The following is a 22,159-nucleotide window of genomic DNA, read 5'->3' on the forward strand; positions in this document are numbered from 1 at the left end:
TGCTCTAGTTCAAATCTTGATTCGGTTGATTTTTCACAGCAATAATCGTTGCGCGTTTTGGCGCAGGGTAACCCTCGATAGTTTTAGTGATATCGTTAGGATCAAGATATTCAACCAGTGATTCATTTGGCATCCAATCGGTTCGGCGCTGCTCGGCAAGGGCGGTAATATCGGTATCGACACAACGTATGTCGGTGAAATCACATTTTTTAAGCCAGAGCATCAGTGCCGCAACGGATGGAATAAACCAAACGTTATTCATTTTGCCATACCTATCTTGCGGGACGAGTACGGCGTTTTCATCACCATCAATCACTAACGTCTCTAATACTAATTCTCCCCCCATACGTAACTGATCGCGTAATTGCAACAAGTGATCAATGGGTGAGCGTCTGTGATACAAGACGCCCATGGAGAATACTGTATCGAAGGCATCCAATGGCGGAAGTTCTTCAATACCAAGTGGCAACAGGTGCACAGGGTGATTCTCACCACTCAAGCGTTTAACCGCTTCAAATTGGCATAAAAACAGCGGGGAAGGGTCGATACCCACGACACGCTTAGCGCCGGCCCCTAACATACGCCACATGTGATAGCCGCTACCGCAACCTACATCGAGTACTGTACGGTTTTGCAGGGGCGAAATATGCGGTTTAACCCGATCCCATTTCCAATCGCTGCGCCATTCGGTGTCGATATGAATGCCGTGAATATGGAATGGACCTTTACGCCAAGGCATAAAGAGCCGCAGTAAATTCTCGAGTTTTTCCTTTTCGCCTGGCGTGAGCTGCTCACCCGTGCCTATCGTGACACTATCAACAAAATCGACTTTATCTGGGCTTGGATAGTGCAGTTTATTAAGCACTTTTTCCCATTTCGGGAGGTTGCCGTGTTTGTGTTCTCTTTGCCATTTACCGAGGATTGCTGGCAAGGTTTCAAGCCAATGTTGTAAATTTGAGTCGGCGATTTGTTGATAAAAGGAGCTAAAATTAATCACTTGATGGCCACCATAGAAGCAAAGTTAAAACATTGGAACCATGTACTAAAGTGACTAAACCCTTGGCGAGTTAAGCGCTGTTGATGCGTACTTAAGGTATCTGGTTTCATGACATTTTCCAGCGCACTACGTTTTTGACTGATTTCGAGCTCGCTATAGCCATTGGCTCGTTTAAAGTCGAGATGCAGTTCTTCAAGTACACTTTGAATTGGCGCATCATCAAAGCGGATTTTTTCCGAGAGTACTAAGATCCCTCCTGGATTTAAGCCTTGATAAATCTTGGCAATAAGTGACTCTCTGTCCTCGGGAGGTAAAAATTGTAGCGTAAAGTTGAGCACCACTAAGGAGGCGTTTTCGATGTGAATATCGCGAATATCACCGCAGATCAGCTCAACCTCAGTATCACTGACATAGGCATTGAGGTTTTCTTGGCAGCGCGTCACCATAGACTCACTATTGTCTACGGCAACAATTCGGCAGTCACGGCCTTGGATCTGGCGGCGAATGCTCAATGTTGCAGCACCTAAAGAGCATCCTAAGTCGTAAATCTGGGTATTAGGTTTAACAAAACGATCCGCAAAATCGCCGATAGTATTGATAATTTGGGTGTAACCAGGCACTGAGCGGCGGATCATGTCACTAAAGACACCCGCAACACGGCTATCAAACTGGAAATCGCTAATGTGCTCGCTCGCTTGAGCGTAGATAGTATCTTGGGAAGCGTTCATTTGGGAATGTCTCGAAAGTTCAACCCCGCATTTTAACGAATCCCGTTGACTAGCAGCAAGTCTCGGGCTAGTAATTTGCCAGAAATTTCTGTCTAATATGCGATAAATAACAAAGTATTTACATTGTACATCAGGTACTAGGGACCCCAGTTGAAGTTAGTGTTCCAGCTTATTGTGATCCTGTGTTGTGTTTTTTCGAACAACACAGTTAATGCCAGTCAAGGACCGACTGATTCGCTTATCGTGGTGATGGGGGAAGACAGCTTTCCCTATCAATTTGTGGATAACGAGGGCGAAGCCACGGGGTTATTAGTCGATCTTTGGAAGGAGTGGGGTAAACGCACCGATACCTCACTTGTTTTTGTTGCGCGACACTGGAATGAATCCCTCGCACAGTTACAACAGGGAAACGCCCAAGTGCATATTGGCATGGGTAAAACCCCGGAGCGTGAACAACTATTTGATTTTGCCGATCCGATTGCTGATGTTCGCACCTATTTGTATTTACATAAATCCTTGCAGGGCAAAAAAAACATTAAAGAATTGGTGCCTTACCAGATTGGAATTGTGTCCGGTTCTTCCCATGAAGCGGAATTACGCCGTATCGAACCTGCGTTAGTATTTAAATATTATGAAAGCCGTGAAAAGCTACTTGCAGGTGTGGCGGCGGGTGACACAGTGGTGTTTGCTGGGCTCGACGGTTATCTTCGCGACCCTTCCTCTAACCAAACGATCGCAGCAAATTTTCCTCTCAATATACGTATCCCCATCAAAGCGATGCAATTTGTGCCTGCGGTGATGAAGCACAATACCGCCTTACTGAATAAAATTAAGGCGGGCTTTAATGCTCTTGACCCTAAATTTATCCAACAAACTGAGCGTCGCTGGTTGGGTTACCACGGCCAAAAAGCGGGACTGATAGTCGCGATGCAACTGGGAGTTGAACCTTTTGTTGATTTAGGTGTTGATGGTTTACCCCATGGTTTTTATGTAGATCTTTGGCGACTATGGTCGGCTAAAACGGGGATTGATGTCGATTTTATCTCAGGCGATATGAACGGCAGTGTTAACGATGTACGTCAAGGGTTAGCCGATGCTCATATTGGTTATCCCGAGAGTGATGACATGAAAACGGGGTTAACTCGCGCGTGGCACTTGTATACGGTAAAGAGTCGACTGTTTTTGTATCAACAGCAATTAACTGATTTACATCGCTTAAAAGGTAAACGTATTGGTGTTGTGCCAACGGCGCCATATTTAGTCCAGTTACGCAAAGCACTGCCGGATGTGTCATTGCGTTACTATGACAGTATGGATGCGATGGTCGCTGGTGCAAGAGCGGGGGAGATTGTTGGGTTTGTTGCTGCGGGAGCATGGACTACCCATTATCTTCTGCAAAACAAAGCATGGGCCGATTTTAATCAATACCCTGAGCTGGAATTTCCTACCGATATCTATGTATTAACTCGAAGCGATGATCCTGGACTGACTCAACGGATCAGCAATGGATTTCACAGCATTAGCATGCAGGAATTTGCTGATGTTGAACAAAAATGGATGCTTAACCCTAAAGACCGTATTTTTAATCAGGCAGGCTTACGCAGTATCCAACTCTCAAGCAGCGAACAAAACTATCTTTCACAATTGGGTGAACTCAAACTGGGTTATCTTAAGCAGTGGCCGCCCATGGAATTTAGCGATGAACAAGGGCAATTCGCGGGCATTAATAGTGATATCGTAAATATGTTCGCCCAGCAATTGCATCTTAAGATCCAACCCGTTGCGTTTGATGATTGGCAGTCGCTTATTCGCGCATTGCGCACAGGAGAGATTGCACTGGCGGGCAGTATTGCTAAAACCGCTGAGCGGCAACAGCATGTGGTTTTTAGTGATGCCTATTGGCCATCGCCATGGGGGCTAGTATCGCAGCTTGAACAAGTCTCTGTTTTTAATTTGGCACAATTGGCAGGTCAGAGAGTGGCCGTGGTTGAAGGCTATCATCTTGTCGCTCAACTAATGATGCTACAACCTTCGCTGAAGCTCGTGTTGGTACCCGATACGCACTCAGGGCTTTTAGCGGTAAATGAAGGTAATGCCGATGTGTTTATTGATAAGGTGGTGACGCTAGCCTCTGAGTTAAAAACGGGCCAGTATCCTTTACTTAAAATCTCACTCTTAAGCGATTTAGCCGACCAACATAGTCATTTTGGCATAAACCCGCAATTTACCCCATTGGCACCATTAATCAACCGAGTATTAGCGCAGATCGATCAGCAAAAGCAGCAACAAATCTATTCCCATTGGGTGAATTTCGCGATTGCCACTGACGATGGGCAATACTTGCGTTGGATCCGCTATTTATTGTTTGGAGCGTTGAGTTTATCGGTGGTGATGATCGCGGTATTAGTGGTTAATCGTCGTCTAAATCGTGAGATAACTCGTCGTATTGCCGCAGAAAAACGTTTGCAATACGTTGCGAGCCATGATGCATTAACCCAGTTACCTAATCGAGGCTTACTCGATGATCGATTATCGCAGGCACTATTAGCCCATCGTCGCGATCAGAGCCATTTTGCGCTGCTGTTTATTGATTTAGATGGATTCAAACAAATCAATGATCAGCATGGGCATCCAATAGGTGATGCCTTGCTTCTACGGGTGGCGGGATTACTGACGCAAGCCGTTCGCCATTCTGATACTGTGGCTCGATTTGGCGGCGATGAGTTTGTTATCCTGCTAAATCGTGTGCAAGATCTCGATGCCGCGACCCAAGTTGCTGATAATATTCTGCACTCGCTTTCATCGCCCTTCACTTTTGAAGGCGTAAAGGTAGAAATTGCTGTGAGTATCGGTGTGGTGATTTATCCCCGCGATGGTGATACGGCGATTGAATTATTAAAAAAAGCGGATCAATTAATGTATCAAGCCAAAACGGCGGGTGGGCGTTGCTACCGCGTGGCTTGATGTTTTTTTGTACGTTTATGCATAGATAGTGCGTTCGCCTCTAGTCAAGGGCGTAAAACTGTTTGATACTTCACCGCCTAAAAGTGAAGTACTTTGGTAATCGGCATTATTTGACTATAATGCCGCTTTTATCTCGTTTTGATTATTTCCAAAGCACCGGTTTCCGGATAAAGGATAGAGTTAGATGCGCAGTCATTATTGTGGAGACGTCAATAAGTCTCACGTTGGACAAGAAGTTACCTTGGTAGGTTGGGTTAATCGTAGCCGTGATTTGGGTGGCGTAGTCTTTTTAGATTTAAGAGACAGAGAAGGTCTGGTCCAAGTGGTTTACGATCCAGATTTACCTGAAGTGTTCAATGTGGCTAGCACACTGCGCGCTGAGTTTTGTGTGCAGGTAAAAGGCGTGGTTCGTGCACGTCCTGATAGCCAAGTTAACGCACAAATGAAAACTGGCGAAATTGAAGTGTTGGGTAAAGCACTAACTATTATCAACAGTTCTGAGCCACTGCCGCTGAGCTTAGATAACTATCAAAACAACAGTGAAGAACAGCGTTTAAAATATCGTTATTTAGATTTACGTCGCCCAGAAATGGCACAGCGGTTAATGTTCCGCGCGAAAGTGACCAGTGCTGTGCGTCGTTTCCTCGACTCAAACGGTTTCTTAGATATTGAAACGCCGATCCTGACCAAGGCAACCCCAGAAGGTGCCCGTGACTATTTAGTGCCGAGCCGTACATATAAAGGTCAATTTTTCGCACTGCCACAATCACCACAGCTATTTAAACAGCTGCTGATGATGTCAGGCTTTGACCGTTACTATCAAATCGTAAAATGCTTCCGTGACGAAGATTTACGTGCTGATCGTCAGCCAGAATTTACTCAAATCGATATCGAAACGTCTTTCATGAGCTCAGAGCAAGTGATGGCGAAAACCGAAGAGATGATGCGTGGTCTGTTCCTTGAGATGCTGAACGTTGATCTAGGCGAATTCCCGCGCATGACCTACAACGAAGCCATGCGTCGTTTTGGTTCAGACAAGCCCGATTTACGTAACCCATTAGAGCTGGTGGACGTGGCTGACTTGCTCAAAGAAGTAGAGTTTGCGGTATTCTCAGGTCCAGCCAATGATGAAGAAGGCCGTGTTGCGGCGCTGCGTATTCCTGGCGGTGCAAGCCTGTCTCGTAAGCAAATCGACGATTACACAAAGTTCGTGGGTATCTACGGTGCCAAGGGCTTAGCTTGGATGAAGCTAAACGACCTGACTCAAGGCCTAGAAGGCATTCAATCGCCTGTGCTTAAGTTCTTGAATGAGAGCATTGTGAACGAAATCATCAGCCGCACTGGCGCACAAACTGGCGATATTATCCTGTTTGGTGCAGACCAAGCGACCGTGGTTGCCGAATCTATGGGTGCACTGCGTCTTAAAGCCGGTGAAGACTTTAATCTGCTTGAAGGTCAATGGCGTCCACTGTGGGTGGTTGACTTCCCGATGTTTGAGAAGATCAACGGCAGCTTCCACGCGGTTCACCATCCATTTACCGCTCCGCGCGGCGTGACACCTCAAGAGCTAGAAGCCAATCCTGCTAACCGTGTGTCAGATGCCTACGACATGGTATTAAACGGCTGTGAATTAGGTGGTGGTTCGGTACGTATCCACAACCAAGAGATGCAGTCTGCGGTATTCCGCATTCTTGGCATTACCGACGAAGAAGCGAAAGAGAAATTCGGCTTCTTACTCGAAGCGTTACGTTACGGTACGCCACCACATGCAGGTTTAGCCTTTGGTTTAGACCGCATCATCATGCTGATGACGGGCGCAAGCTCAATCCGTGATGTGATGGCATTCCCGAAAACCACCACAGCGGCGTGCCCGTTAACCAATGCGCCAGGTTTTGCTAATCCACAACAATTAGCTGAACTAGGTATTTCCGTGGTGAAAGCCGCGAAGACTGAAGACTAATCTTTAGCGATTATCGAGTACCGAGGCGCAAGCCTCGGTCTATTATTACCCCGTCATTTCATTTCTTATCAATATCTGCGTTATCGACGTCACTTAATTTGCCGTCATTCACTGTGTAAAGGAACATTGAGTAAAGGCGCCTTATTCGAGGCACCGTCAAGGTTACCTTAGGCTATTGATAAGATGTGCAATGGCTACATGTAGAGGAGAACTCCCATGGCAGGTCATAGTAAGTGGGCCAACATTAAACACCGCAAAGCAGCGCAAGATGCCAAGCGCGGTAAACTCTTTACCAAATTTATCCGTGAACTAACGGTTTCGGCCCGCGAAGGCGGCTCAGATCCCGATTCAAACCCCCGTTTACGTATCGCCATCGATAAGGCGCTGGGTGGCAATATGACCCGCGATACCATTGAGCGCGCGATTAAGCGCGGTGTTGGCGAGCTTGAAGGTCAGCAGCTCGAAACCATTATTTACGAAGGTTACGGCCCAGGCGGCACAGCGGTGATGGTGGAAACCATGACAGATAATCGTAACCGTACCGTCAGCGGCGTACGTAATGCCTTTAGCAAATCGGGCGGTAACTTAGGAACCGATGGTTCGGTTGCCTATTTGTTCACTAAGCGCGGCGTGTTGTCCTATGCGCCGGGCACCGATGAAGATGCCCTAATGGACGCGGCGCTCGAAGCGGGCGCTGAAGATGTGGTGAGTTACGATGATGGCGCGATTGATGTATTTACTGAACCAACCGCGTTTTACGGGGTGAAAGATGCCCTCGATGCGGCGGGATTTGTCAGTGATAACGCCGAAATCGCGATGATAGCCTCGACCAAAGCCGAGTTAGATGCCGAGACTGCCGAGAAGTTTATGCGCCTTATCGATACCCTTGAAGAGCACGATGATGTGCAAGAGGTGTATCATAATGCGGAAATTTCTGATGAGATTATGGAAAGTTTGGGTTAAGCCAACTTGGGGAGGTACAAGTGTTTGCAAGCTAGATGCTGAGTAAAAGACAACGTGTCTCCTTTGGTTGAATGAACGCGAGCAGGTTTTGAGTGGTTCTTTAATCAGTCATGATTTGGTTGAGGCGCTGTTAAGACGCAAATCGACCGATTTACGTAAGGCGCACGCATAAGGAAACAATGGCAATTATTTTAGGTGTAGACCCAGGATCGCGGATCACAGGTTACGGCGTTATCCAATGCCAAGGGCGGCAGCAACTTTATTTAGGCAGTGGCTGCATTCGTACCTCGGGTGATGATCTGCCGTTAAGATTAAAGCAGATCTTTGATGGGATCAGTGAAATTATTCGCCAATATCAACCCGATGAGTTTGCGATTGAACGGGTATTTTTGGCTAAAAATGCTGACTCAGCCTTGAAATTGGGTCAAGCCCGTGGCGCAGCAATTGTCGCAGCAACCGTGGCGAATTTACCTGTTGCAGAATACAGCGCAACACAGATAAAAAATGCGGTGGTAGGGACGGGACGTGCCAAGAAAGAGCAGGTTCAACATATGATCCAGCAATTGCTAAAGCTTCCAGCCGCACCACAGGCAGACGCCGCGGATGCGCTTGGCGTTGCAGTATGTCATTATCACACCAATCAAAGTTTGGTTGCCTTAAGCGGCCGAGCGACAACAAGAACATATGGACGGTACAGATGATAGGTCGTTTACGTGGCGTATTAATTGAAAAACAAGCGCCAGAGGTGTTGATTGATGTGAATGGGGTCGGTTACGAATTACAAATGCCGCTGACCAGCTTTTATGAGCTCCCAGAGCTCAATCAACCGACCACGGTTTATACCCATTTTGTGGTGCGTGAAGATGCCCAGCTGCTGTATGGTTTTATCACCAAACAAGAGCGTTCACTGTTTCGCTTATTGATTAAGGCTAACGGTGTTGGCCCAAAACTCGCATTAACCATTCTTTCTGGCATGACGGCCAGTGAATTTGTGGGCTGTGTTGAGCGCGATGATATAGTGACGCTGGTGAAATTACCCGGTGTTGGTAAAAAGACTGCCGAACGTTTATTGGTTGAGATGCGCGATAAATTGAAGAGTTTGATGGAGGCATCCGTAGGCTCCGAGCGTGAGTTTGTGCTGCAGTCTAATTACTCACCTGCACCTATGGTCAACAGTGCTGAAGAGGATGCTATTTCAGCGTTGATCTCCCTCGGCTATAAACCGCCGCAGGCGAGCAAAGCGGTTTCAGCAGCCTTTAAAGAAGGCATGGACAGTGAGACCTTGATTAAAGCCGCGTTAAAATCGATGCTCTAATGCATGGTTTTGATTGAGGCAGTTTATTGCGGTGCGTGATTTTTGCAGCCAAGCAGGCTGCAACTGCAGCAAAATAGCAAGTGCCGCATGTCAAGAATGCAATGCGGTAACAGGAATAGGTAAATGATTGAAGCAGATAGACTGATACAGCCACAGCTGCAAGGTCAAGATGATGTTATCGACAGGGCCATGCGCCCTAAATTGCTCGATGAATATACTGGGCAGGATGATACGCGTGCCCAATTAAAAGTGTTTATTCAAGCGGCGAAGAATCGCGAAGAAGCCTTAGATCATATGTTGATCTACGGCCCACCAGGTTTAGGTAAAACCACCTTGGCGATGATTGTCGCCAATGAAATGGGCGTCAATATCAAATCGACCTCGGGTCCCGTGTTGGAAAAAGCAGGGGATTTAGCGGCGCTGCTGACTAACCTCGAAGCGGGTGATGTACTTTTCATCGATGAAATCCATCGATTAAGTCCAGTGGTTGAGGAGATCCTGTATCCGGCGATGGAAGACTATCAACTGGATATCATGATAGGTGAAGGACCGGCAGCGCGTTCCATTAAGCTCGATTTACCACCTTTTACTTTAGTCGGCGCGACCACGCGGGCGGGGGCCTTAACCTCTCCGCTAAGGGCGCGTTTTGGCATTCCATTGCGACTTGAGTTTTATAATGTCAAAGATTTAAGCACCATTGTGACCCGTTCTGCCCAAGTGATGGGCTTAGCCATTGATAGTGAGGGCGCGACCGAAATTGCCAAACGTTCGCGCGGTACACCAAGGATTGCCAATCGATTACTCCGGCGGGTGCGTGATTATGCGGAAGTGCAACACGATGGGGCTGTGACTCAACACGTTGCTGAGCTTGCACTCAATTTACTCGATGTCGATGGCGAAGGCTTCGATTATATGGACCGCAAATTGTTGCTCGCGATTATCGATAAGTTTATGGGCGGCCCAGTGGGCCTTGATAACCTTGCGGCAGCAATTGGTGAGGAGCGCGAAACCATTGAAGATGTGCTCGAACCTTTCCTTATTCAACAAGGTTTTATCCAACGCACTCCCCGTGGCAGGATCGCAACGGCCAGAGCGTATTTACACTTTGGAATGATAAAACCAGAGTGATCGCTAAATAGTGTTATCTATTGCTTAATATAAAAGCGACTTAGGTCGCTTTTATATTTTTTGAATAGAAATAGATGAAACCTGGATTTAATTTAATCCTTATTGTTTTTATTAGCTTTTTACGTAATCTCTGCAAGTAATTTAAGTGATGCGTTATTGAGTGTTGTTTGATTGTATATCATCTATCTTCTTCGTATTTTCGTTATCTTAATGCATTTTTGTCCCTTAACGATTGTCCCAATAGCAAATTAGTTCTCAATTTATAAATTGACAATTAATTGTTGCATTTGTGTTTAAAATTCCCTGGGTTTGCATAAAAACCACACCTTATTCATTTTGTATCCATTAACTCACCAAAACTACTTATGTTTTCTCAATTCTTAGTATTGCAAAGATTGCTAATATGCATATTTTCTCATAATTAATCGATACATTATTCTGTGCGCAAGACTGTTTACCTTTGATGAAGTGTGACATGTATCACACTTTTGAAGTGTTTAGATGTTTTTTAAATGTTGCATTGTTAACAGTTGTTGTGTCTATCTGAAATCAGTTTTATTGGTGTTTTATGCTGAATAAATCTAAAAGAAAGTGCACACGATCTTTTTGAAACAAATAAAAAACAAAGTAACTAAATAAATTAAACATTTTGATTTTTAAAGTTAAAAAAATGAACGTTGACTGAATGAAAGTGAATCCTCAGTATCAAGCGCAACAGTCGTACAGCAATAGTTGTACATACTGTAAGCATAAAAATAATAGTAAGATCTAGGGAGCATTCATTCATGATAAAAAGAACCAAAGTTGCGTCGGCTATCAATTTAGCTGTCGTTAGCTCAATTGCTGCTGGTACCTTCGTGGTATCAAGCGCATTTGCAGCTGAAGAGACTGCAAAAGTCGAGCGTATTGAAGTCACGGGTTCACGTATTCAACGTCAAGATATGGAAACAGCTTCTCCTGTTACCGTTATTGATGCTGCTGCAATCAAAGCCGAAGGCTTTACCTCTGTAGACCAAATGCTACAAGTACAAACCTCAATGGCAGGTGCTGCGGTAGGTTCAACCACTAACAACGGTGCTGACGGTGTTGCCCAAGTTGACTTACGTGGTATGGGCTCGCAACGTACTCTCGTACTATTAAACGGTCGTCGCATGGTGAACTCAGGTTCAGGTGCTGACAGTTCTGTGGATTTAAACTCTATCCCTGTTGCGATGATCGCTCGCGTTGAAATCCTGAAAGACGGTGCTTCAGCGGTATACGGTTCTGATGCGATTGCTGGTGTAGTGAACATCATCACCAAAAAAGATTTTGAAGGTTTCCAATTAGACTTCAACGGTAGCGGCACCGACAAGGGTGACGGCGAAAACGGTGATGTGAGCGCACTGTATGGCTTCAACACCGATGGTGGTAACTATACATTTGGTGCAGCTTACTCTGATCGTCGTGGTGTAATTCAGGGTGATCGTGATTGGTATGATCCACTGGATAACACTAGTTCAATTATTCCAACTGGTGCATTAAATCAAAAAGTTATCGATGCCAATGGTAATTGGGTTAAGAGAACTGAGACCTATGACTACTCAAATGACGTCTATTTCCAAACACCGAGTGAACGTCGGAGTTTATTTGCAAATATGACGCAGGAGTTAGGCAATGATGTGGTACTGACTGCCGACGCTATCTATACCAATCGCCGTTCTAACCAACAACTTGCGGCACAACCTGCCCAAATCAAGTTAAACGTGTGTGGTGACCCAAGAGTCCAAGATCCAACTGCAGGTTGTCTTACCCTTGACCAAGGTATGATTGATGCAGGGATTAAAGCGGATGCTCGTGGACAAGTTCAATATAACAGACGTATGAACGATGTCGGTCCTCGTGTTTACAGTCAAGATACTGATACTTGGCGTTTATCAGCAGGTTTAGCGGGTTCGTTAGACGTACATACTGGTATGAACTGGAATGTGGATTACACATTTGGTAAAAACGAAGCTAAAACTGGTGTTGCAAATTCTATTAATGCAACATTGATGGCTAATTCAATCTATGCTGACCCATATGCTTGGTTTGAAGGTACCCCTCTGACTGATGCTATGAAGGATGTTTCTTATGACCAGCAAGAGACGGGTGGTAATGAGCAACAAACACTGTCTGCTGGTCTGAACGGTGAGTTATTCGACCTGAGTGCAGGTGCGGTAGGTTTCGCTATCGGTGCTGAATACCGTCGTGAAAGTGGTTTCTACAATCCTGATGCAATTGTGGTTGCAGGTGACAGTACAGCTGCCCAGCAAGATCCTACAAGTGGCAACTACAATGTTATTTCTATCTTCCAAGAAGTAAGCGTGCCATTTACTGAAAAACTAACGGGTGAATTTGCACTTCGTCTAGATGATTACTCTACCTTCGGTAAAGCGACTACTTGGAAAATTGGTTTAACCTACACAGCGACAGATGAGCTGATGGTTCGTACTGTAGCTGCGACTGGTTTCCGTGCACCAAGCGTAGCTGAGCTATATGGCGGCAACTCAGGTTCGTTTGATTATCTAACTAATCCTTGGTTACCTCTGAGTGAGCAAACTGGTCAAATTTTAGTGAATCGTACATCAGATCCAGATTTGAAACCTGAAGAATCAGAGTCTTACACTGCTGGTTTAGTATACTCACCAAACTATATTGATGGTATGTCAATTACTCTTGACTACTGGCGTTTCAAAGTAACTGATGCAATTGCTCGTGCAGACGTGCAAGTTGGCTTAGATGCCTGTCATGCTGGTGATGCAGAAGCGTGCAGCACATTCAATATTACTGCGGATGGTGACTTGTTCAACTTAACAAGTGCACTGACTAACGTAGGTTCACAAGATACTAGCGGTATCGACTTCAACTTAGCCTATAACTTCGAGTTATTTGGATTAGATTGGAAAGTAAGTAACGATACGACTTACTTGATTAAGTTCGAGCAGGATGGTGAAAACTATACTGGTACAATCGACGGTAATATGGGAGCTTATGCTCGCGTACGTAACAACTTCAGCATCTCTGCAGGTCAAGATGATTGGAGCGTAATGTACTTCAACCGCTATATCAGATCGATGACAGATGTTTACACTGATTATGATGCAAACGACAATCCATTCGTTGCTGCAAGAGGTGTTGATTCAATTCTGTATCACAACATTTCTGGTACCTATCATGTAACTGATAACACCACTGTTAGTTTAGGTGTGAAGAACTTGACTGATGAGAAGCCTCTATACGTTACTAACGGTAGTGATGCTGGTACTGTTCCAGAAGTTTACGACACTATCGGCCGTACCATTTACGGCGGTGTGACTGTTAAGTTCTAATTTTAATTTGAACCCACTCAAAAAAGCGCCTTCGGGCGCTTTTTTGTTTTGGTGCAAAAGGTTACAAGCGTTATCTATCGCTGCCAACTTGATCACAATTAAGTAAATACTGATTTTTAATCTTCTTCTTATACTAGAGCCAAACATCTGGGCATGGTAACATAAATGATATTGATTATCGTTTGGTGTTTTTTGAAATGAGTAGAATACTGTTAGTCGATGATGATCCATTATTCCGAGTGTGGTTAACTGATGTGCTCCGAGCACAAGGACATGAGGTTGAATGTGCCGTTAACGGTGTTGATGGGCTTTCACGCATTCGCTCCTTTGCGCCCGAGATTGTTATGCTCGATCTGGTGATGCCGCAAATGGATGGTTTTGAGCTTTTACAGGCAAGGGATTGTTTGACGCCGATAATGATGTTGTCAGCCCGCGATAATGAAGAAGACAGGATCAGAAGCTATGAACTCGGTGCGGATGACTTCTTAGCTAAACCCTTTAGTATTAAAGAGTTATTGGTACGTTTGCAGGCGATTGAGCGACGGTTAGTGCAGCGGCATAACCCACTAATGGCGATAGATCAAACCGCAGCCATTCATTCGATTAAGTTTGACGAAACCGCCTACAGGATAACCATCGACAAGCATGCCGTGGAGTTAACCCAAACTGAGTTTAGGTTATTTAAGTACCTGTTTGAACGAAAAGGGCAAGTGATCACTAAGCAAGAGCTGCAAAAGTCAGTTTTGCAGAAGGACTTAGGGCGGTTTGATCGTAATTTAGATATGCATATCAGTAATACTCGGCGAAAACTCGCTAATACTCGCTTACCGCGTACCTTAATCAATACTGTGCGCGGTCAAGGATATAGCTTTAGCGCTTAAATGATGATGTAAATGAATTGCCCTAGGCACTGATTAATTAAAGCGTGACTGATGGCTTCTTAGGCAATTTTACTCGCTTTCATTTTCCCCAGATACGGATTTGGTTTATTCTAACGGGCATTATAGTAGATGCGTATTTTGCATCATTGCCCTCACATGAATAACTAAGTAGGAATCAGTATGCGGATCAGTGCCAATTTTGATGGCGGAAATATCCAAGTCATTAATCTTGATAATAAAGACGATATTCAACTGGCAATCCGTCCCGATGCGGGCGGTGAGTTTTATCAATGGTTCAACTTCCGATTCGAAGGTGATGTGGGAAACCAGTACACCTTAAATATTATCAATGCGGGCACCGCTTCCTATCCTAAGGGCTGGCAGGATTACCACGCAGTCGCCAGTTACGATCGTCAGCATTGGTTCCGTGTACCAACTCAATATATTGATGGCAAACTCAGTATCCAGCTTGAACTTGATTGTGATGCGATTCAAATCGCTTACTTTGCGCCGTACAGCTATGAGCGTCACTTAGATTTACTCAGCAACGCGCAATTACATCCCGATGTAAATCTTGAACATTTAGGCTTAACCTTAGATGGCCGTGATATTACCCTGATGAAAGTGGGCGATGGCAATCCTGATAAACGCAATATTTGGATCACCGCAAGGCAACATCCCGGTGAGACCATGGCGGAATGGTTAGTCGAAGGCTTAGTGAATCGTCTGCTGGATAATGATTGTCCAACCGCAAAAGCACTGCTCGATAAAGCAAATTTTTACATTGTGCCTAATATGAACCCCGATGGCAGCGTAAGAGGCCATCTGCGTACCAATGCGATTGGGGTTAACCTTAACCGTGAATGGCAAACCCCGAGCTTAGAAAGAAGCCCTGAGGTCTACCATGTAGTGCATAAGATGCAGCAAACGGGCGTAGATTTATTTTACGATGTTCATGGTGATGAAGGTCTTCCCTATGTTTTCCTCGCGGGTTGTGAGGGTGTACCAGCTTACAATGAGCGATTGGCGCAGCTGCAAGCGGACTTTAGTCAGGCATTAACCTTAGCCAGTGCCGATTTCCAAACCGAGTTTGGGTACGCTAAAGACGAGCCTGGTCAAGCCAACTTGACCGTGGCGTCTAATTGGGTGGCGCAAACCTTCGATTGCTTGTCGAATACCTTAGAAATGCCTTTTAAAGACAACAACAACCTGCAGGATCCCTTTGTGGGTTGGTCACCTGAGCGCAGTATTTATTTAGGCGAAGCGTCATTGATTGCCATGCTCGCCGTGGTTGATAAGTTAAGATAGGTGCGACTATGGCATTAATCGAATGTCCAATCTGCCGTAAACGGATGTCGAGCAAAGCGCCAGCTTGCCCGCATTGTGAGGCAAAAACCAATGGTGACAATAGCTCGCTCGCTCGGATCAGTCATATCCAAAAGTCCAGCAGCTTAATGAACCAAAGCTTTGTCGCCATGACGCTGTTTATTGCGGGGGTGGTGATTTGGTTTTGGGGCGGTGAGCCCGCTGAAGGCTTACGCGCGACCATTGGCGCCATCTGTTTTGTCTTTGGTTTTGTGGGCTATTTAATTACCCGCGTTAGAATCGTATTACATAAGCGAAAGAGTGTATGACCGACATTAATCAAGTAATCGACCAAATGCCTGAAGAAGTCTATGAAAGGCTGCGTAGCGCTGCTGAATTAGGCAAATGGGAAGATGGCACAGTATTGACCGAAGCCCAGCGTGAATCGACTCTTCAAGTGGTGATGCTCTATCAGGCGCGCCGCTTAGATCAAACGGAGCATTTCACCATAGGTGCCGGCGGAAAATTAAATGAGCTGTCAAAGGCGGAGTTGAAGAAACAATTCCGTGGCGAGTCGATAGCCGAGTTTAAAGCTGACGACCTGTAATCTCAGTTGACGCAACGTAGTAAAAAGCCCACTAATGTGGGCTTTTTAATACGCAAAGTTGCGATCCTTAATCGGGGCTGAGCTCACCAACTAAGTTTTGTAACATAGCAGCCTTAATTTCGCTCGGCTTTAAGTTTTTCGACAGCAGATAATGCAACTTAGCCAATGCAGCCTCAATGGTCATATCTGCGCCACTGATCACGCCTGCTTTAGCGAGGGCATTTCCCGTTGCATAACCGCCCATATTCACCTTGCCTTGGAAACACTGAGTCAGGTTCACTAACACAATTCCCCGCTCATCCGCTTGCTTTAGGGTATCGAGTAATGCCGTATCTTGCGGTGCATTCCCTACACCAAAGGTCAGTAAAATGAGCGCCTTAACGGGTTGCTGTAGAATATTCTCAAAAATCTGCGTGGAGATACCTGGGTAGAGGGTGACCACACCGACAGGCTGAGGGCTTATATTAGCGACTTCTAACGGTTTATCGCTTGGCGTGGCAATTTTACCTGCGCGCAGATTAATTTTGATCCCCGCTTCAAGCAGTAAGGGGAAGTTTGGTGAGGCAAAGGCATCGAAGCCGTCGGCATGGGCTTTGGTGGAACGATTGCCACGAAATAGTTTGTTATTAAAGAATAAGCAAACCTCAGCCACTGGATAATTAGCAGCGATATACAAAGAGTTGAGTAGGTTGGTTTGGCCGTCGGAACGCAACTGCGCCAAGGGGATTTGTGAGCCGGTGACAATAACAGGCTTTGACAGGCCTTGAAGCATAAAGGATAAGGCCGATGCAGTATAGGCCATGGTATCAGTGCCGTGGAGGATCACAAAGCCATCGTACTTGTCATAATTGGCTTTGATATCATCGGCAATCATTTGCCAGTCGGTCGGTGCCATGTTTGATGAGTCGATGAGCGGGCAGTACTCGTGGATCACAAACTCAGGCATTTCAGCATGGTAAAACTCGGGCATGGATTGGACGCATTGGGTCAAAAATCCTGCTACTGGTGCAAAGCCATTATCGGTTTTTTGCATGCCTATGGTGCCGCCCGTGTAGGCGACATAAATGGAGCGTTTAGTCATTCTTGTCGTTATCTTAGCTTCACGTGGGCTAATTATACGATTTTGCTGACATAAACCCAATAAAAAAGCCCGAGGTATCGGGCTTTTGTGTCTTTCATCTTGAGTCTGCGCTAGTTGATCGCACAGCTGTCACAATATACATACACATGGTTAGGGTCGTTAAAGGCCGCTATAGTCTTTAAGCTACCGGTCCATTGGCTCAGCATTTGCTCAAGCAGCGTTGAATGGCTGAGTGAAGCGGGTAAATAAGCCGACACAGAGGCAAACATTTGCTGCACAAAACGCTGCTCAGGTGTGAGCTCTTGCTCAATCACACGGGTATCGAACAGGCTTAAATCCGCCAGTTTAGCGGCTTTGGCGACTGCTTGGTCGATATCGCCAAGCTCGTCCACTAAACCTAACTCTAGGGCTTTTTTACCACTCCACACACGGCCTTGGGCGATGCTATCCACTTGTTCTAAGGTCATGTTACGTTCCTTAGCGACCAGTGAGATAAAGTCTAAATAGCCACGTTCGATATGGCGCTGGATAACCGACTCTATTTGTGGCGAGAGGGTGCGCGTGACTGATAAACCCGCCCATTCAGAGGTTGATACGCCGTCGGTATGGATGCCTAAACTGGCGAGTGAATCTTCGAAGGTGGTGATCATCCCGAAGATGCCGATAGAGCCCGTCAGTGTTGTTGGTGTCGCGAAGATATAATCGGCGCTGGCCGAAATCCAATAACCGCCGGATGCCGCAAGGCTACCCATACTGACCACCACAGGTTTACCCGCCGCTTTGAGGGCGAGTAATTCTTGGCGGATTTGCTCCGAGGCAAAGGCGCTACCGCCAGGGCTGTCAACTCGTAACACCAGCGCTTTAATATGTTTATCAAATCGCGCCTTACGAATGAGTTCAGCCGTGCTATCGCCACCAATCTGCCCGGCGGGTTGGCTGCCATTTAAAATGGTGCCGCTGGCAACGATAATACCAACACTGTCTTGCTCAACAAAGCTTGGTAAAGGTGTCACTAGGGTTAAATAGTCGTAAAAGCTGACTTGCTTAAAGCTGTCACCCGACTTTTCTTTACCCACGGTCTCAAGCATAACTTTGCGGAAATCTTCATCGGTCGCTAGGGTATCGACCCATTTCATATTGAGGGCCATAGTCGCAGAATCGCCCTCAGCCTTATCGAGTTGCGCGAGGTAATTTGCCGAGTCCAAAACCAAGGCTTTGCTATCAATTTGGCGATTTGTCGCCACCGTTTGAGTGTAACTTTGCCAAACATCAGCAAGTAGGACGCTGCTAGCCTCTCTGGCCGCATCTGACATATCGTCACGCATATAAGGTTCTACTGCGGATTTAAACGTCCCAACACGGAAAATATGTGCTTTTATCTTGAGTTTTTCGAGGGCGGATTTGAAGTATTGGTTATACATACTTAATCCCTCAAGTGAGACGCTACCTTGAGGGTTGAGATAGATGGTATCGGCAAAACTGGCAAGAAAATATTGGTTTTGTTCGTAATAGTTACCAATCGCTACGACCTTTTTGCCGCTTTCTTTAAAACGATTTAAGGCGTCGCCAATGGATTGTAATTTGCTGATCCCCGCACGTTTTAGCTCTGCCAAGTCTAAGACTATAGTGCTGATCCTGTTATCGTGCGCCGCATTATCAATCACATAGATAATATCCGCCAGTAGGATTTCGCCATCGCTGCTGCCGTTATTACCTTGCTTGAGTGCGGCTTCAAGCGGGTCGACCTGTTGTTTTTGATCAACAATCGATCCCGCAAGATTAAGTACCAGTGCCGAATTATCTTCGACCTGAATATCTTCACTACTGCCAATGACAATCAGAATCATGGCGAGGAGGCCAAAAAAGATCAGGTTAAGTATGAATTTACGGATCCCGTTAAGGGCGTTCCAAATGAATAAGCATATTCTCTTGAAAAACGATGGGTTAGCGGACATTAGCCACTCCTTTGCATATCGAATGTGCCAATGCTAACTGAAAATCTCTTCACTGGCTAAACACAATTGTAAAGGTTTTTAACTTTTAACCCGTTAGCAACAGTTGAGCTTACATTTGACTCAAGGTATGCTCATTTAAATCACTTGTTTAAAAAGGATGTTTGAATGTCGTTTCCCCATTTATTAGAACCCTTAGATCTGGGATTTACCCAGCTCAAAAACCGTGTGTTGATGGGCTCCATGCACACGGGGTTAGAAGAAGAAAAGGGCGGATTTGAGAAACTGGCAGCGTTTTATAAAGAGCGCGCGTTGGGCGGTGTAGGATTGATCGTCACTGGCGGAATTTCACCAAACCTACGTGGTCGATTGACTCCCCATGCTTGTCAGTTGAGTTTCCCCTGGCAAGTGGGCAAGCACCGCATTGTGACTCAAGCGGTGCATGAAGCCGGAGGTAAAATCTGTATGCAAATCCTGCATGCTGGCCGCTATGGTTATCATCCTTTTTCGCAGGCACCGAGTAAAATCAAATCGCCGATTACTCCCTTTACGCCTTCTGCCATGTCGAGCCGTCAAGTACGCGCCACCATTAAGGATTACGCCAGTTCTGCCGCCTTAGCGAAAAGAGCAGGGTATGATGGCGTTGAAGTGATGGGCTCTGAGGGGTATTTGATCAACCAATTTATCAGTTCCCGGACCAATACGCGCACCGATGAATGGGGCGGCAGTTTTGAAAAACGCGCGCAATTTCCGCTAGAGATTGTGAATGCCATTCGTGCCAAAGTGGGCAAAGACTTTATCATTATTTTCCGTTTATCTATGCTCGACTTAGTCGATAACGGCTCCACTTGGGACGAAGTTGTGCAACTGGCCAAATGGCTTGAACATGCGGGAGTGTCTATTATCAATACTGGGATTGGCTGGCATGAGGCCCGTGTGCCAACCATTGCGACTAGCGTGCCCCGCGGCGCCTTTGCTTGGGTAACTGAAAAACTTAAGAAGTCGGTTTCAGTGCCCTTGATTGCCACAAACCGTATTAATACGCCTGAGATTGGCGAGCAAATCATCGCCTCTGGTCAAGCGGACATGGTATCTATGGCGAGGCCGTTTCTGGCCGATCCTGAGTTTGTGAATAAAGCGGCGGCCAATACGCCAGAGCTGATTAATACCTGTATTGGTTGTAATCAGGCCTGTTTAGATCATACCTTCTCTCTGAAACGTGCCACTTGCTTGGTCAATCCTCGTGCCTGTTATGAGACCGAAATAAACTTTTTACCTACCAATAAAAAGAAGCGAATTGCAGTGATGGGCGCGGGTCCCGCAGGCATGGCATTTTCGGTGTATGCAGCGATGCGTGGTCATGAAGTCGTGCTTTTTGAGGCGAAATCAGAGGTGGGTGGTCAGTTTAATCTGGCACGTAAAATCCCAGGAAAAGAAGAGTTTAACGAGACAATCCGTTATTTCCTCAATCAAATCAAACTGTATAAAATTGATCTGCGCTTAAATACCCGCTTGGATGCTAAGGTACTGGAAACCGAAACGTTTGATGAAATCGTCATTGCTTCCGGCGTGGTCCCGCGCGAGTTGAGCTTGCCAGGATTTGATAGCCCCAAAGTGGTGGATTATCAACAGGTGCTGACGGGCCAAGCTACGATTGGCAACAAAGTGGCCCTGATTGGTGCTGGCGGTATTGGCTTTGATATGGCGCATTACCTCTGCGAATCTGAGTCTAGCACCCTCAATCCTGAAAAATGGTTAAAGCAGTGGGGTATAGACAAGCAATATCAGCATGCGGGTGGATTAGCCGAGCCTGAAGTGGATAATAGCGATCACAGACAAGTTTATTTGCTGCAACGTAAGACCTCTAAGATGGGCCAAGGTTTAGGTAAAACCACCGGTTGGATCCACCGTTTAGTGTTAAAACAGCACAATGTGAAAATGAAAACCGGCGTCAACTATGAAAAGTTTGATGACGCTGGCCTACATATTCGGGTTGGTGAGCAAACTGAAGTGCTAGCCGTGGATAATGTGATCCTCTGCGCCGGACAAGAATCAAACCGCACCTTAGTCGATGAGATGAAAGCAACGGGTATTCCGGTGCATTTGATTGGCGGTGTCGATGTTGCCGCTGAGCTGGATGCAAAACGGGCCATTCGTCAAGGCGCCGAGCTTGCTATGCGGCTGTAGTTTTTAAGCGGTTTCACCAATAAAAAGCCTGAGTCTGACTCAGGCTTTTTGTTGATTGATATGAAGATAAGCGCTTATCTATATGAGTGGGCCATTTGCTTAGTTGGGTAAATGCCCATAACTGACGACTCGAGTGACTTGCCTCTGGCCATTGGTGTGTTGCCAGACCATTAAAAATTTGGCTTTGCCGTTAAACTGCCAGTTTCTTGGCTGCAAAATTTATGTACACCCTCTGTTATCGCGCCAAAGTCCTTGATGGGATAGGCTTGAAAGCTCTCTTCAACCAGTGAGCGGGTGTATTTACCACAGGCATAGTTTTTAGTGTTGTTGATCATCGACTGGCGATCCCAAGTGACACCACCGTTGTCATGGTAAAACTCGACCTTATCTGCAAAGTAACTTTCGTGCAGCTTGAGTTGTTGCTCATCGGCACAACGATTAAATGAATCAAATACCTTACTATCCATGTCTTTCATTTCGGCAACGAGGTTATCTTCACTCGAAAATGCACTCATTGACACAAGCAGCAAGCTGATTGCGATTAACTTATCCATAGCTCTCCTTGGCATAAACTGGTCCACCTAATACAAAGTAAAAATAAGTGGAAAGCAATAACATAATGATCTTTTGGCAAGCTAACAAGGGTGAGCGATAAAGCGTTTGGGAAGCTGTAAAGATGTTGTTTTTTGCTAATCAGTAGGTGTTATGCAGGAGGATGTTTGTCAATAACAACCAATAGTAGAC

17 protein-coding genes are annotated in these 22,159 nt (G+C 45.8%); 12 read left to right on the top strand and 5 right to left on the bottom strand.

Going from position 1 to position 22,159, the window contains the following annotated elements; genetic code table 11:
• Nucleotides 1–4: 4 nt before the first annotated feature.
• Nucleotides 5–997, bottom strand: coding sequence for a tRNA 5-methoxyuridine(34)/uridine 5-oxyacetic acid(34) synthase CmoB (gene cmoB, locus MMG82_RS11650; protein WP_037418833.1), 993 nt, complete (start codon nt 995–997; stop codon nt 5–7).
• Complete coding sequence (gene cmoA, locus MMG82_RS11655) at nt 994–1,725, bottom strand: carboxy-S-adenosyl-L-methionine synthase CmoA (RefSeq protein WP_037418836.1); 732 nt, start codon at nt 1,723–1,725, stop codon at nt 994–996. Before cmoA ends, cmoB begins: the two co-directional genes overlap by 4 nt.
• A 150-nt stretch (nt 1,726–1,875) precedes the next feature.
• On the opposite strand from cmoA, the gene MMG82_RS11660 reads away from it, so the two are divergent.
• From MMG82_RS11660 to MMG82_RS11710, 11 genes are all read left to right on the top strand, one after another.
• Entirely contained in the window at nt 1,876–4,689 is a 2,814-nt protein-coding gene (locus MMG82_RS11660) for a transporter substrate-binding domain-containing protein (protein ID WP_140906648.1), read from the top strand.
• 184 nt (nt 4,690–4,873) lie between these two features.
• Entirely contained in the window at nt 4,874–6,649 is a 1,776-nt protein-coding gene (gene aspS / locus MMG82_RS11665) for an aspartate--tRNA ligase (protein ID WP_047540001.1), read from the top strand.
• 216 nt (nt 6,650–6,865) lie between these two features.
• The gene (locus MMG82_RS11670) at nt 6,866–7,612 is read left to right on the top strand and encodes a YebC/PmpR family DNA-binding transcriptional regulator (RefSeq protein WP_241406879.1); all 747 of its coding nucleotides are present in this window, start codon (nt 6,866–6,868) and stop codon (nt 7,610–7,612) included.
• 179 nt (nt 7,613–7,791) lie between these two features.
• Entirely contained in the window at nt 7,792–8,313 is a 522-nt protein-coding gene (gene ruvC / locus MMG82_RS11675) for a crossover junction endodeoxyribonuclease RuvC (RefSeq protein ID WP_037418845.1), read from the top strand.
• Nucleotides 8,310–8,927 (top strand): Holliday junction branch migration protein RuvA, encoded by a 618-nt coding sequence (ruvA, locus tag MMG82_RS11680; protein ID WP_037418847.1) that lies wholly within the window; start codon nt 8,310–8,312, stop codon nt 8,925–8,927. The genes ruvC and ruvA overlap by 4 nt, the downstream gene beginning before the upstream one ends.
• A gap of 123 nt (nt 8,928–9,050) precedes the next feature.
• Complete coding sequence (gene ruvB / locus MMG82_RS11685; RefSeq protein ID WP_037418848.1) at nt 9,051–10,055, top strand: Holliday junction branch migration DNA helicase RuvB; 1,005 nt, start codon at nt 9,051–9,053, stop codon at nt 10,053–10,055.
• Between the two features lie 785 nt (nt 10,056–10,840).
• A complete protein-coding gene (locus MMG82_RS11690; RefSeq protein WP_241406880.1) occupies nt 10,841–13,402 on the top strand; it encodes a TonB-dependent receptor in 2,562 nt (853 codons plus the stop codon).
• A 197-nt stretch (nt 13,403–13,599) separates the two neighbouring features.
• Nucleotides 13,600–14,283, top strand: coding sequence for a response regulator transcription factor (locus MMG82_RS11695; RefSeq protein ID WP_172589752.1), 684 nt, complete (start codon nt 13,600–13,602; stop codon nt 14,281–14,283).
• Between the two features lie 180 nt (nt 14,284–14,463).
• Entirely contained in the window at nt 14,464–15,591 is a 1,128-nt protein-coding gene (locus MMG82_RS11700) for a M14-type cytosolic carboxypeptidase (RefSeq protein WP_037418855.1), read from the top strand.
• Nucleotides 15,592–15,599: 8 nt separating this feature from the next.
• Nucleotides 15,600–15,917, top strand: coding sequence for a hypothetical protein (locus tag MMG82_RS11705; protein ID WP_039977219.1), 318 nt, complete (start codon nt 15,600–15,602; stop codon nt 15,915–15,917).
• Nucleotides 15,914–16,195: a DUF1315 family protein gene (locus MMG82_RS11710; RefSeq protein WP_037418861.1), complete on the top strand. Its 282-nt coding sequence runs from the start codon at nt 15,914–15,916 to the stop codon at nt 16,193–16,195. Before MMG82_RS11705 ends, MMG82_RS11710 begins: the two co-directional genes overlap by 4 nt.
• A 67-nt stretch (nt 16,196–16,262) precedes the next feature.
• Here MMG82_RS11710 and ansA read toward each other — a convergent pair whose 3' ends face one another.
• Nucleotides 16,263–17,276 carry an asparaginase gene (gene ansA, locus MMG82_RS11715; RefSeq protein ID WP_037418865.1) on the bottom strand — a complete coding sequence of 338 codons (1,014 nt, stop codon included), beginning with the start codon at nt 17,274–17,276 and terminating at the stop codon, nt 16,263–16,265.
• 110 nt (nt 17,277–17,386) lie between these two features.
• The gene (sppA, locus tag MMG82_RS11720; protein WP_241406881.1) at nt 17,387–19,231 is read right to left on the bottom strand and encodes a signal peptide peptidase SppA; all 1,845 of its coding nucleotides are present in this window, start codon (nt 19,229–19,231) and stop codon (nt 17,387–17,389) included.
• A 165-nt stretch (nt 19,232–19,396) separates the two neighbouring features.
• Here sppA and MMG82_RS11725 point away from each other — a divergent pair, with 165 nt between their 5' ends.
• On the top strand, nt 19,397–21,415 hold the full coding sequence (locus tag MMG82_RS11725; protein WP_069454980.1) for an NADPH-dependent 2,4-dienoyl-CoA reductase: 2,019 nt from the start codon (nt 19,397–19,399) through the stop codon (nt 21,413–21,415).
• A gap of 170 nt (nt 21,416–21,585) precedes the next feature.
• On the opposite strand, the gene MMG82_RS11730 is transcribed toward MMG82_RS11725, so the two are convergent.
• On the bottom strand, nt 21,586–21,969 hold the full coding sequence (locus tag MMG82_RS11730; protein ID WP_241406882.1) for a DUF4440 domain-containing protein: 384 nt from the start codon (nt 21,967–21,969) through the stop codon (nt 21,586–21,588).
• Nucleotides 21,970–22,159: the final 190 nt, after the last annotated feature.

Origin of the sequence: Shewanella sp. MM_2022_3 (genome assembly GCF_022557375.1) — a bacterium.
Taxonomy (GTDB): domain Bacteria; phylum Pseudomonadota; class Gammaproteobacteria; order Enterobacterales; family Shewanellaceae; genus Shewanella; species Shewanella xiamenensis.

Bases quoted from the DNA above. Each gene is read 5' to 3' on its own strand.
- cmoA (WP_037418836.1), bottom strand. From the start codon at position 1,725: ATGAACGCTTCCCAAGATACTATCTACGCTCAAGCGAGCGAGCACATT.
- aspS (WP_047540001.1), top strand. From the start codon at position 4,874: ATGCGCAGTCATTATTGTGGAGACGTCAATAAGTCTCACGTTGGACAA.
- MMG82_RS11670 (WP_241406879.1), top strand. From the start codon at position 6,866: ATGGCAGGTCATAGTAAGTGGGCCAACATTAAACACCGCAAAGCAGCG.
- ruvC (WP_037418845.1), top strand. From the start codon at position 7,792: ATGGCAATTATTTTAGGTGTAGACCCAGGATCGCGGATCACAGGTTAC.
- ruvA (WP_037418847.1), top strand. From the start codon at position 8,310: ATGATAGGTCGTTTACGTGGCGTATTAATTGAAAAACAAGCGCCAGAG.
- ruvB (WP_037418848.1), top strand. From the start codon at position 9,051: ATGATTGAAGCAGATAGACTGATACAGCCACAGCTGCAAGGTCAAGAT.
- MMG82_RS11690 (WP_241406880.1), top strand. From the start codon at position 10,841: ATGATAAAAAGAACCAAAGTTGCGTCGGCTATCAATTTAGCTGTCGTT.
- MMG82_RS11695 (WP_172589752.1), top strand. From the start codon at position 13,600: ATGAGTAGAATACTGTTAGTCGATGATGATCCATTATTCCGAGTGTGG.
- MMG82_RS11700 (WP_037418855.1), top strand. From the start codon at position 14,464: ATGCGGATCAGTGCCAATTTTGATGGCGGAAATATCCAAGTCATTAAT.
- MMG82_RS11705 (WP_039977219.1), top strand. From the start codon at position 15,600: ATGGCATTAATCGAATGTCCAATCTGCCGTAAACGGATGTCGAGCAAA.
- MMG82_RS11710 (WP_037418861.1), top strand. From the start codon at position 15,914: ATGACCGACATTAATCAAGTAATCGACCAAATGCCTGAAGAAGTCTAT.
- ansA (WP_037418865.1), bottom strand. From the start codon at position 17,276: ATGACTAAACGCTCCATTTATGTCGCCTACACGGGCGGCACCATAGGC.
- sppA (WP_241406881.1), bottom strand. From the start codon at position 19,231: ATGTCCGCTAACCCATCGTTTTTCAAGAGAATATGCTTATTCATTTGG.
- MMG82_RS11725 (WP_069454980.1), top strand. From the start codon at position 19,397: ATGTCGTTTCCCCATTTATTAGAACCCTTAGATCTGGGATTTACCCAG.
- MMG82_RS11730 (WP_241406882.1), bottom strand. From the start codon at position 21,969: ATGGATAAGTTAATCGCAATCAGCTTGCTGCTTGTGTCAATGAGTGCA.